This window comes from Microcoleus sp. A006_D1 (genome assembly GCF_036702805.1).
In the GTDB taxonomy this organism is placed as follows: Bacteria; Cyanobacteriota; Cyanobacteriia; order Cyanobacteriales; family Microcoleaceae; genus Microcoleus.
On sequence record NZ_JAUBVZ010000021.1, the window covers coordinates 16,966 to 29,080 of the forward strand.

At 47.5% G+C, this 12,115-nt stretch carries 10 protein-coding genes; 4 read left to right on the forward strand and 6 right to left on the reverse strand.

Features of this window, described 5'->3' with window-relative positions:
- Nucleotides 1-254: 254 nt before the first annotated feature.
- The 3 genes from secA to QUB68_RS26310 all read right to left on the reverse strand — a co-directional run bounded on the left by secA (nt 255) and on the right by QUB68_RS26310 (nt 4,682).
- On the reverse strand, nt 255-3,071 hold the full coding sequence (gene secA, locus QUB68_RS26300; protein ID WP_332997867.1) for a preprotein translocase subunit SecA: 2,817 nt from the start codon (nt 3,069-3,071) through the stop codon (nt 255-257).
- A 26-nt stretch (nt 3,072-3,097) separates the two neighbouring features.
- Nucleotides 3,098-3,493: a hypothetical protein gene (locus QUB68_RS26305; RefSeq protein WP_332997868.1), complete on the reverse strand. Its 396-nt coding sequence runs from the start codon at nt 3,491-3,493 to the stop codon at nt 3,098-3,100.
- 241 nt (nt 3,494-3,734) lie between these two features.
- Nucleotides 3,735-4,682, reverse strand: coding sequence for a ribonuclease Z (locus tag QUB68_RS26310; RefSeq protein ID WP_332997869.1), 948 nt, complete (start codon nt 4,680-4,682; stop codon nt 3,735-3,737).
- A gap of 267 nt (nt 4,683-4,949) precedes the next feature.
- On the opposite strand from QUB68_RS26310, the gene QUB68_RS26315 reads away from it, so the two are divergent.
- A complete protein-coding gene (locus tag QUB68_RS26315; protein ID WP_332997870.1) occupies nt 4,950-6,125 on the forward strand; it encodes a SpoIID/LytB domain-containing protein in 1,176 nt (391 codons plus the stop codon).
- Nucleotides 6,126-6,413: 288 nt separating this feature from the next.
- Nucleotides 6,414-6,680, forward strand: coding sequence for a hypothetical protein (locus QUB68_RS26320; protein ID WP_332997871.1), 267 nt, complete (start codon nt 6,414-6,416; stop codon nt 6,678-6,680).
- 275 nt (nt 6,681-6,955) lie between these two features.
- On the opposite strand, the gene QUB68_RS26325 is transcribed toward QUB68_RS26320, so the two are convergent.
- On the reverse strand, nt 6,956-8,269 hold the full coding sequence (locus tag QUB68_RS26325; RefSeq protein ID WP_332997872.1) for a hypothetical protein: 1,314 nt from the start codon (nt 8,267-8,269) through the stop codon (nt 6,956-6,958).
- 512 nt (nt 8,270-8,781) lie between these two features.
- Between QUB68_RS26325 and QUB68_RS26330 the strand changes: the two genes are divergently transcribed.
- A complete protein-coding gene (locus QUB68_RS26330; protein ID WP_332997874.1) occupies nt 8,782-9,303 on the forward strand; it encodes a photosystem I assembly protein Ycf3 in 522 nt (173 codons plus the stop codon).
- Nucleotides 9,304-9,516: 213 nt separating this feature from the next.
- Nucleotides 9,517-9,798, forward strand: a complete 282-nt coding sequence (gene gatC, locus QUB68_RS26335; protein ID WP_332997950.1) for an Asp-tRNA(Asn)/Glu-tRNA(Gln) amidotransferase subunit GatC — start codon at nt 9,517-9,519, stop codon at nt 9,796-9,798.
- Between the two features lie 93 nt (nt 9,799-9,891).
- On the opposite strand, the gene QUB68_RS26340 is transcribed toward gatC, so the two are convergent.
- Nucleotides 9,892-11,172: a glycosyltransferase family 4 protein gene (locus QUB68_RS26340; RefSeq protein WP_332997875.1), complete on the reverse strand. Its 1,281-nt coding sequence runs from the start codon at nt 11,170-11,172 to the stop codon at nt 9,892-9,894.
- Between the two features lie 141 nt (nt 11,173-11,313).
- The gene (locus QUB68_RS26345) at nt 11,314-12,063 is read right to left on the reverse strand and encodes a class I SAM-dependent methyltransferase (RefSeq protein ID WP_332997876.1); all 750 of its coding nucleotides are present in this window, start codon (nt 12,061-12,063) and stop codon (nt 11,314-11,316) included.
- Between the last annotated feature and the right edge of the window lie 52 nt (nt 12,064-12,115).

Here is a 12,115-nt window from a genome sequence, read left to right on the forward strand (position 1 = left end):
ACTTTAGTCACTTCAATTATTGTAGCGTTAGCTCCCACAGCCGGAGAAGGCGCGGTTGCTGTAAAACTGCAAACCGTTGGAGCCCTTGTCGATGTCATTGAAATTGCTTGATTGCTGCAAGAAATTCTTTTTCAGCAAGGCGATCGTTTGTTTGCCTATTAGGATTTTAGGGTTAAATCCCCTTAAAATAAAACTTAAAAATGAAAGATTAAATCCTTCATTTTTAAGTTTTAAGTGTCAACTGTTAACTATGTTTAAACCATCTCCGGCGAAACCTGCATTGCAGGCTGCGGCTGGAATTGGAACAGCGAATAAACCACATTCCGGCGGATATCCGTCATCATGTCCAAAAACAGCTCGTAACCTTCGGTTTTGTACTCGATTAACGGGTCTTTTTGTCCGTAACCGCGCAACCCGACAGACTCGCGCAAAGCATCCATTTGTTGCAAGTGTTCCCGCCACAAAGTATCAATTTGCTGCAAGATAAAGAACCGTTCAGCATCGCGCATCAATTCAGCTCGGATTGTATTAACTTCCGCTTCCTTCATGTCGTAAGCGTTGCGGACTTGTTCGTGTAAGAAAGTTTTAGTTTCCTCAACTGACAAATCTTCTAATTGATCCGGAGTCATATCAGCTAGGAGATAAACAAATTCCTTTACCTTGCTGACGAGTTTGTCGAGTTCCCATTCTTCCGATGGTAAATCGGGATTGATGTATGCTCCCACGATGTCATCCATCGTTTGTTCGGCATATTTAATTACCTGTTCCTTCGAGTCCAAACCTTCCAAGACTCGGCGACGTTCCGCATAGATTGCTCGACGCTGATTGTTCATCACTTCGTCGTATTCAAATACCTGTTTGCGGATGTCGTAATAGTAGGTTTCGACTTTTTTCTGAGCGCCTTCGAGGGAACGAGTCAGCATTCCAGATTCGATCGGCATATCTTCCTCAACACCGAAAGCCTTCATCAAACCAGCCACCCGCTCGCCACCGAAAATTCTGAGCAAATTGTCTTCCAAACTCAAGAAAAACCGCGTAGAACCGGGGTCTCCTTGCCGTCCAGCCCGGCCCCGCAACTGATTGTCAATCCGGCGCGATTCGTGGCGTTCCGTACCGATCACGTGCAAGCCTCCCAACTGCACGACTTCATCGTGTTCGGTGCTGGTAAAAGCATCGTATTCGCTGCGAGTGAGATTGTAAGCTTCCCGCAATTTTTGAATTACGATGTCTTTTGTTGGTGCTTTTTCCGAGGCTACAGCCACGATATCATCGGCTTGTAATTCCGAGAGCGATCGCTCCCCATATTCCTTCACCGCCAATTCCACCGCCGCCTTCAGCATTTGCTCAGCAGTTTTCGATAGCTGCGTCGGAAAAATCTGCGCCGAAGCTTTCCAAGACTTGACCTTTTTGGCAGGTTGACCAAAACCTTGAGGTGCGGGGCGGCCGCCAATACCGGGCGCTTGCACCAGCGAAAAGTCTTCTCCATCCTCTGGCTGGACAATCCGGGGCATCAGATACTCGCGCAACTTCAGGCGGCCCATGTACTCAGAATTACCGCCCAGAATGATGTCTGTACCGCGTCCCGCCATGTTCGTGGCGATCGTCACAGCGCCTTTGCGTCCAGCTTGAGCGATAATTTCCGATTCCCGCTCGACATTTTCCGGTTTAGCATTCAGCAAATTGTGAGGAATTTTCAGTTCCTGTAGCAGCCGCGACAGCAACTCCGACTTTTCGACGCTCGTCGTGCCCACCAGCACTGGCCGACCGAGTTCGTGCATATCTGCACAGTCTTGGGCGATCGCCTTCCACTTGCCGGCCTCTGCCTTATACACCATATCCGAAAGGTCGCCACGGCTAGGAATCCGGTTTGTCGGAATCAGCGTCACTTCCAGGCTGTAAATCTTCTGAAATTCCGTCTCCTCAGTCTTCGCCGTCCCTGTCATCCCCGACAGCTTCGGATACAGCAAAAAGAAATTCTGATAAGTAATCGTCGCCAGTGTCTGAGTTTCCGGTTGAATTTCCGCGTGTTCTTTCGCTTCGATCGCCTGGTGCAAACCGTCGCTCCAGCGCCTTCCGGGCATCACCCGGCCGGTAAACTCATCGACAATCACCACTTCGCGATCGAGATTGACGATGTAGTTAATATCCTTAATAAACAATTCCTTCGCCTTAATCGCATTAAAAATGTAATGCGCCCAAGGATCAGCCGGATCGTACAAATCGGTAACGCCCAACAAATTCTCAGCTTCACCAAACCCTTCATCGGTCAACAGCACATTCCGCGCCTTTTCGTCAACCTCGTAATGTTCCTCATTTTCCTTGATCAGCGAAGCCGCCACTTCAGCGGCCCGGATGTACTTCTCGCTAGGGCGTTCGACTTGGCCGGAAATAATTAGAGGTGTGCGGGCTTCATCAATCAGCACCGAGTCAACCTCGTCAATCACGCAAAAATTGAAAGGACGCTGCACAACATCTTCCATCACAGTAGCCATGTTGTCGCGCAAATAGTCAAAGCCGACTTCGCTGTTTGTCGCGTAGGTAATATCGCAGTTATAGTTTTTCTTGCGTTCCGCCTGATCCATGCCCTGCTGGATCAACCCCACCGTCAATCCCAAGAAGCGGTGAACCTGTCCCATCCATTCCGCATCCCGTCTGGCGAGATAATCGTTGACGGTGATGATGTGTACGCCTTTACCGTTGAGGGCGTTGAGGTAAGCCGGCAGTGTAGCTACGAGTGTTTTGCCCTCACCCGTTTTCATTTCGGCAATTTGACCTTTGTGCAGGATAATCCCGCCGAGGAGTTGGACATCAAAGTGACGCATTCCCAAAACTCGTTGTCCGGCTTCCCGCACGACTGCAAAAGCTTCTGGCAAAAGTTCGTCTAGGATTTCTTTCTCCTCATTCAGAGATTTAGCTTTTGCCAGACGTTCTTTAAACTCGATCGTTTTGCCTTTGAGGCCGTCGTCTGAGAGGGCGTGAATTTCTTCTTCCAAAATAGTGATATCAGCTACCCAAGGCTGAAATTTTCTCAGTTTGCGCGCGTTGGGGTCGCCTAGCAGATTTTTAAACATGGCAGGAGAGGCAGATTTTTAATAATTTAGCTATTAGCTTTCAGGGTTAGGGGCTGTAGTGTTAGCCACAACATATACCCTCCCCGATTGTAGCAACCATTGGCTGTTGCAGGCCGTTGCTGGGGTCGATCGCCCTTTTGAGCGCCTTCTCGGCTCACAACCACAGCCGGATCATCAGATCGGTCAACCGCAGATGTCATATCAAATCCGGTGACATCAGAATTATTTAACCACAGAGTCCGCAGAGAAAGAGGAGAGAAATTTATCATTCCGATGCTACCGGATTTGAGAGCACAGAAAACCCGGTGTTGCAGCCAATGCCTTGGGCGACGGACTTGTTCTAGTCGATCGGGATTAATCGGGAGCAATCGCCACACCCGGTTCATCTGATCGCGAGTTATCGGCCGTTCATCTTCGGGCAAAAAAAACCTAATGAATTTCGCTAGTTTTTTTTTTCGTGTACGAACGTACACAATTACGCGACCGAAGAAAAACTATTCAGCTCAAATCCGGTGACATCGGAATTATTCAACCACAGAAGAAGCAGAGAAAGAGAAGAGAAAGAGGAGATAAATTTATCATTCCGATGCTACCGGATTTGATGTCAGACAGATCAACGCCGATAATTTCCAGATAGGAAAGCGATTGAATGCAATTACTCGTCTAATCTGCACCAGCTTCCTGTGGCCTGGGCACTTCGTAAGTCAAAAAGTCATAGGCCATTTTCGTATTCGGAAAAATTGCCTGGGCTTCCTTAAGCAAATCATCCAGGACGATCGCATTTCCCGGAGCGTAACGCGGGCTAAAATGCGTCATAATTAACTGTTTCGCCCCAGCCAGCAAAGCAACTTGAGCCGCCATTGTTGAGGTTGAATGCAGGCGATCGAAGGCCATTTGAGCATCTTGATGAGCAAAAGTCGCTTCGTGCACCAACAAATCCGCATCCTTTGCCAATGCCACCGCGCTGTCACAAAAAACCGTATCAGTACAATACACAAACTTGCGCCCGACTTGATCCGGGCCACAAAAATCACTACCTTTAAACTCCCGCCCATCCGATAACTTGACCGTCTTTCCTTGTTTTAACTCGCCGTAAATTGGCCCGGAAGGAATACCGACAGCCTTCGCTTTTTCGACATCAAAATGTCCGGGACGATTTTTCTCGGTAACACGATAACCAAAAGCAGTAACTCGATGCTTCAAAGGAGCACAACTCACAATATATTCATCATCTTCATAGACGACTCCTTCGTGACTTTTGTGCACTTTTACTGGGTAAGAAAAATGAGTTTGAGAATAGCGAACGCCAGCTTGCAAATATTCTTCAAGTCCCGGAGGCCCGTAAAGATCGATGCGCTTGACATTCCCCGCTAAACCGCAGCTAGCCAGCAAACCCATTAACCCGAAAATGTGGTCGCCGTGCAGGTGAGTGATGAAAATGCGGCTCAGTTGGCTGACTTTTAGCTCGCTGCGGAGAAACTGGTGCTGAGTTCCTTCGCCGCAGTCAAACAGCCACAGTTCCGCTCGCTGGGGCAAGCGGAGGGCGATGCTGGAAACGTTGCGCGATCGCGTAGGGACGCCGGAGCTAGTTCCGAGAAATGTAATCTGCAAGAGTCAAATCACCTCAATTAAATCTTAAAAAATATGTTACATATATCCAGAGTGCGGCCAATCCGACATAAAGGAAATAGTCGCAGCCAGGAACCGGGATAAATCGCTGTTCGTGCCAGTATCTAGTCGCTCAAATCTTTTTTGACCGCACAGAGTGCCAAACCCAATTCTAACGTTTTCTTTCTGCCGTTCTCCTTCATTTTTCCCGAACTCAACCTTACCCTTAAAAATTCTCAAACTCGTACAGCACAGGAGGAAAATTTTCAGATGCAGCCAGGAGTGTTCTTTACTTCCGTTCTTTCGACATTAACAAAACGCTACTTTTGGATTTCGCTGTTGTTTTGGCTGGTAATGGTAGCCCCAGCACAAGCCGCGCTGATTTTGCGAGTTGCGGTACAAGACGGGACAAGTCAGATCAAAGTTGGCAGTTCTACTAAGGCTGCAATCCGCGACAGCAGCGGGCGCAATTTGGGCGAACTGCCCGCCAACAGTTCTCAGTCAGCTCAATTTCGATCGGGCACGGTGGCAATTGGCCGCTGGGCTGCCAATCAAATTTGGATCGAGCCGACCGGAAACGGTTATGTTTGGATTGGCGATCGCTGGTATCGGGGACGCACGCTTCTAGTTCCCGAAAAAGGAGCCTTGACCGCCGTCAACTACGTCGATATAGAACAGTATCTCTACAGCGTTCTCGGCGCCGAAATGAGCGGCAATTGGCCTCAAGAGGCCTTGAAAGCCCAAGCAGTCGCCGCCCGTTCCTACGCTCTCCACAAGCGCCTCAAAAGCGAAACCGACCTTTACGATGTGGACGATACTCAGTCTTCGCAGGTTTACAAAGGACTGCAAACAGAATCGAGTGGCACTTATGCGGCAGTCGATGCCACGGCTGGTCAAGTTCTGACATACAACGGTCAGATTATTTTAGCCGCTTTCCACTCCGCATCTGGGGGACATACTGAAAATGTCGAGGATGTTTGGATGGAACCCTTACCTTACCTGCGGGCTGTTCCTGACTTCGACCAAGGCGCGCCGGTTTACCAGTGGAAAGAAAATTTTTCCCGGGCTCAGATGAGCAGCAAGATTTCTGGCGTAGGTAATGTCATCTCGATGAAGCCAGAACGCACTACTGCCTACGGCAGCGTTTTGTCCATGAAAGTAGTCGGAGATGGCGGTTCTCGGGTGATGACGGGCGCAGATTTGCGTCGGGTTCTCAATTTGAGGAGTACCCGCTTTACCGTGATTCCTCAGTACGGGGGGATTTTTAGTGGCAGAAATAGCGGGAAGCCTCCTACGGGTTTTTTAGTTGATGGCAAAGGTTTCGGTCACGCTGTGGGCATGAGTCAGTGGGGGGCTTACAATTTGGCCAGGCAGGGATACGGCTACCAGCAGATTTTGTTGCACTATTACCGGGGTACTGCTTTGGCTAGAATTGCAGTGCAGTAACTGCTGGAAAGAAGGAAGTTCGGCAACGGATTCGGTAACGGATTTAACGGATTTAACCAATTTAACCAATTCAGTAACGGATGGACGTTGAGGGAAGAAGTCAAGCGCGAAGAGGGAAGAAGTTGGAGGGAAAAATAATTCCCAATTACCAATTCCCCATTACCAATGACTACTGACCAATGACCAATGACTACTGACCAATGACCAATGACTACTGACTACTGACTACTGACCAATGACCAATGACCAATGACCAATGACTAATGACTAATTACATTAAGGATTGCTATGCAAAAGTGGGAGTATTTATTTGTGGATGCGAATATGTATCCTTTTGGCAACAAGCTGATTAGTTTATATGTAAATGGTGAAGAAATGCGAGATTGGAAACAAGGCTCGCTGCATCTATTTGTTAATCAATTGGGGGAGGAAGGGTGGGAACTTGTGGCTCTCCGCCACGAATCGAAGTATGACCAAAATTGTTTGATTTTTAAACGCGCTAAGGTTGTCAAAAAAACTAGGAATACGAAAGAGTCTCAGGCGCATAAAAATTGATTTTTTGCACCATTATCAGCAACGGGCTAGAAGCCCGTTCCACAATAAAGATATTTTATTGTGGCGCAGGCATCTTGCCTGTTCTTGACGTTCCACAACAATAAAGATATTTTCTGGTGGCACAGGCATCTTGCCTGTTCTGGACGGGCTAGCAGCCCGTTCCACAACAAATATATTTTATTGTGGAACAGGCATCCTGCCTGTTATTGAAAATAGTGCCAGATGGCAGTTCCACCAAACACAACCACAAATACCTGTTTTTGTCATTAGTATTATTAGTTGTCCGATCGCCCAATTCGCCGCTGCCATTCGGCATCTATTTTCGCTGACTGTTCTAGTTCTTGTTGGGTTAATTCGGTTTCTGTTGTATAAGCTAAGTCTTCTCCAGTCAGAACGTTTTCTGCTGCAAATTCCCGGGCGTAGGCAAGTTTTTGGAGCAAGTTGGCATCGGGTTGGTTTAATAACATAGCTCGCTGCTGCCGCTCTTGATTGCGGGCTTCTATCTTGCTATTTTTCCACTGAATCCAGAAGTACCGAATTAAAGGAATTGTCAGAAATCCGACGCCGTAAATCAGCAGCATTGGATAAATACCGCTGACGAAACCGATAAATCCACTGGCGATCGCACTTTTAGTCAATAGATTTCCCAAAACCAGCGCACCGACAAGATTGACGGCTCCTAACCCGGCTGCAAGCATGACTTGGCCGGAGCTGGCGTGGCTGAAACGCCACAGCATTTCTCGCAAATAAGCTGTTACTGGTTGAGGATTTTGCTGGACTGCTGTGGTTTGTAATTGCGGAAAATGGTAGACTATTTGCCCTTCGGGACTGACTTCGGGGCGGCCGTCAAAACGGGCGAGAGCCGGTAACATATATTCTTCGTATTCTCTGGCATATCCCTGTCCGAGATTGTCGAGATAGGGCGCAATTTGTTCGGCGGCGACGGCGCCTTGGTTATTGCGAATTGCGGCGGCAATATCGCTCCACTTGCGCTCTTCTAAATTTTTATTGGGATTCCCGTCTCCAAATATGAAGGAGAAAACTGCTTCCAGAAAACTCATCTGGGGTTTTTGGCCATTTAAGCGCGATCGCTGGTAGGAAGGTTCGTCATGATTCCAGTAAAATATCCAGATTAAGTCGTTCCAGAAGTAGGGAAAAAAGAAAAAGCCACCGCCACCGCCGTCGCCGTCGCCTCCACCACCACCGCCGCCTCCCCCGTTATCGTTGTTGCTCATGCTGGAGAGTAAAAGCGTGATCGCCACAAAAATTAAGAGGATCGAAGCTACCAGCACTAGGCCAAAAGATATCCGAATCAAGTAAAATAGAATTTTCCAGATTTTTTGCCACCATTCCTGCAACTGCAAGCGCAAGAATTTGTTTCGCAAAATATCTCGAAAATTGTTGGGAAATAGGTAGGCAATGTCGCCAGATTCTGCTACTTGCAGGTGGCCGCCTGCTTCGGAGGCGAGGGTTAACAGTTCTCGCTGGGCAAAATTGACATCTAATCCAGCTTTTGCCGCCACGTCTCCAACCGTAACGCGGTAGCCAAGTTGCTCGACGGCTTGCATAATGCTGGGATTCGGAGCCATAGGTTTCTCTCTGTGAAAATTACCCGGTTGTTTTTATTATATTGCGGGAATTCGAGCTGGTGAAGACCGATCGCACTTCTCATCTTTTTTGCTGTCACCCTTGACTTTGGAGCGAAATGTTGCTAATATTTTTGCCGATCGCCCGTACAGCCGGGAAATAGGTTAAAGAAATGTGGTTTTTTTTGCAAGTCTGGCAATAGTTCTTTAAAATAGATGGGACTTGCGCGACTGTTAGACTCAAGGGCGTATTTTAAGGTTCGCAGTTGTTATCTGCTAGACTTTTAGCGCCCTCAACAAAACTGCTAAGTAGGTAAGTGCAAATAAACCTAGGATGGGGAGAGGCGGGTTTTGCCGCAATAAACTGGCTAGCACAGATCTCGGCTCAACCCGCCCCTACAAGATATTATGGTTTTTCCCCGCCTATCTACTTAACTAAAACAGTGCCGCAATTATTAATAGGAAAACTTTACACGCTAATTTTTTTGATTAGCCACTAACCCAAAAATCGCATTATGCCCAGAACTCAACGCAACGATAACTTTATTGACAAAAGTTTCACGGTAATGGCTGATATTATCCTGAAGATTATGCCGGCAAAAAAGCAGGCGAAGGAAGCTTTTGCTTATTATCGGGATGGTATGTCGGCTCAAGCTGATGGCGAATATGCTGAAGCGCTGGACAATTATCATGAAGCGCTGAAGATTGAGGAAGATCCTTACGATCGCAGTTATGTGTTGTACAATATGGGCCTGATCCATACGAGCAACGGCGAACACGATAAAGCTTTGGAATATTACAGCGAAGCGCTTGAACTTAATCCGAGAATGCCGCAAGCGCTGAACAATATTGCTGTGATTTACCACTATCAAGGGGAAAAGGAAAAGGAAGCTGGCAATGTTGAAGCGGCGGAAGGGCTGTTTGATAAAGCTGCGGATTATTGGAAGGAGGCTATTCGCTTGGCGCCGAACAATTACATTGAGGTGCAGAATTGGCTGAAGACGACAGGGCGATCGCAGATTGATGTGTATTTTTAACTATGATAGGAATGGGGAATGGGGCATGGGGCATGGGGCATGGGGCATAGTTAATAGTTAATAGTTAGTAGTTAATAGTTAGTCGTTTCTCTAATAACCAATGCCCAATGCCCAATGCCCAATGCCCAATGCCCTGTTTGGCCAATGCCCAATGCCCAATGCCCAATGCCCAATGCCCAATTACCAATTCCCAATTACCAATTCCCGATTTTTATGATTGACAGAGAAGAAGTTCGGAAAGTAGCGAATTTAGCCCGATTAGAATTAACGCCGGAAGAAGAAGAGCAGTTTACTGGTCAACTGAACGGTATTTTGGATTATTTTGAGCAGTTGAGCGAACTGGATACGACTAAGGTAAAACCGACAACTCGGGCGATCGATGTTAGTAATGTCATGCGATCGGACGATTTGCAACCTTTTGCTAACGGCGAGAGTATTTTGGCTGGAGCTCCCGATCGCGATGGGAAGTTTTTCAAAGTACCTAAGATTATGTAAGGTGCTCGCAGATCGCTTTAATACCAAACTCACTCTTCAACCCACGGAGGCTGGTTTTGTGTGTGTAGGGGCGGTTTCAACCGCCGACTACTGCTAAATTCTCACTCCCAAAGATGCGGCTAATTCCCGTTCTGGCTGCATACCAACTGTAGGCGGCATCGAGCGATTTGCGACCTGTTCAATCAGTTGTAGGTGCTGCGGCAACATTTTAGCTAAACTGTAGCGTTCTAGGGCGGTTTGACGGGCTTTGACGCGAATTTCTGCCATGCGGGTAGGATGGTCTAAAACTTCGTCGATGCGATCGGCTACTTGTTTCGGCGAGAAGTAATCGACTAGCAAACCGTTTTCTCCATCGCGGATTACTTCTCTCACCGGGCCTGTGTCAGAACCGATCACTAAACATCCTGCCGATAGAGATTCAATCATCGACCAAGATAACACGAAAGGTCTGGTTAAATAAACGTGTACGTCAGATGCTTGAATTACTTTTAAATACAGTCCGTAAGGTAGCGGCCCCACAAAGTGCACTCGCGACATATCTAGCGGCACTTTTTTGAGCATATAATCTTTGTAAGACTCGCCGTTTGGTAAAGAACGGCCGTAACAAACTCTGTCTGAACCAACAATTACAACGTGACAGTTGGGGCGGCGTTCTTGCACATAGGCGATCGACTCTATGAACTCTGGAAAGCCCCGGTAAGGTTCCATTCCCCGCGATACGTAGGTGACAATTTCATCCACGCCGGACAAGTCCAAATTGGGCAAAATTAGTTTAGCACCGGGATCGGGTTTGAAGTAATCGGTATCTACGCCATCGTGGAGTACGGACAATTTTTGTTGTAATTCTGGGGGAAATTGCGATCGCTGCCAATAAGTGGGCGACAAACCCCAATCGCAAGAGTATAAGTCAATCAGAATAGGCGCATTTTTGACTCTAATTCTCGCCATGTCGTCAACTGTTAAAGGTTCCGCTGGATCGAAATCTGCGTCGGAACCGATCGAGTGATAAAACCACTCGAAATAACACAAAAGTGGCGTATTTGGAAAAGCTTCTTTGACAAACAGTGTTGGCCCCCAACCCGAATGTCCGCAGATCACATCGGGTACAAAACCGTCTGCTTTGAGTTGTTCGGCCATTCTAAATACGGCTTGTCCGTAGATGACGGCACTTTCTAAGGGGCGCACGTATTGGTGAGTCTGCGGATTTGGTTCGCGGCTGGGGGTAAATGCTGCTTTGCGAACGCCGGGAATGTTCCATTCGGGACGCTCGTTTTTAGTACCGAAAACAACTTGATTTTTTGGATCTGCGCCTAAAGCCGTGATAATGTGGCGGTATTGGGCGGGGAAGTTGGGATGGAGAAATAATGCTTTCATTTGGGAGTTGGGAGTTGGCAGTTGGCAGTTGGCAGTTGGCAGTTGGGAGTTGTTAGTTGTCAGCTTGCCCGATTGCGCAGTCGTTGGGTTGGCAGTTATTAGTAGAGATTCAGTATTTAACTGCGAGTAAAAGCTTTGATTTTACTCCTTGTAGGGGGGCGCTTTGCAGATCCAGACGCAATCTCGCGGTACTGAAGATGTGTTTTTCAGGATGATTTCATAGTTTAAATGGTTGAGAAATTTTTCCATAATTGTATCGGTCATAATTGAGAATGCAGTGCCATCTCTGCGTCCAAGCAAGTTTTTGTCCCACTCGTCGGCGAATTTTTGCCACCCTAATTCGCTGAGAATATTGCCGTGGTGAAAGACGCAAATACGTTGGCGAAGCCCTCGAAGAGGATCGCCCCGCAGTAGTTTGGGAATGCGAGTTAGATAGTTGTATATGTCTACCGGCTCTACGTGTACCATTGTATCGTAGCAAAAACACACATCGGCTGAAGCTGGCGCGATGCCGTCTAATGTTAAACCGTCGAGTTTGACGTAGGAAACGCGATCGTCTCCTAAGCGCGATCGGGCGGCTTGCAGCATTTGACTGGAAATATCGGCGCAAATTAGTCGATCGCAATATTGTAGCAACAGCGAACCCGTTTTCCCGCCACCGATCCCAATTTCTAAAACCGTATGTTCTTTTTTGATGTACGGTGCAATAAATTGCTGTTCGATCAGCGCTTCGTATTCTGCTAAGGATTTGGCCGCACCAGCAGCTTTACCTATCCATTCGTCGCCAATATGGGAAAGTTCGGGATTAGTTTGTTGCCACTCTTGGGCGTAACTGTCCCATGCGGTTTCATAATCTACTCTTGGGCGATCAGTCATTTTTTCATCGTTCATTTTTGATTATTTTATAGTATTGATGGCTCAATTTTCAAGATGTTCCGCAAGT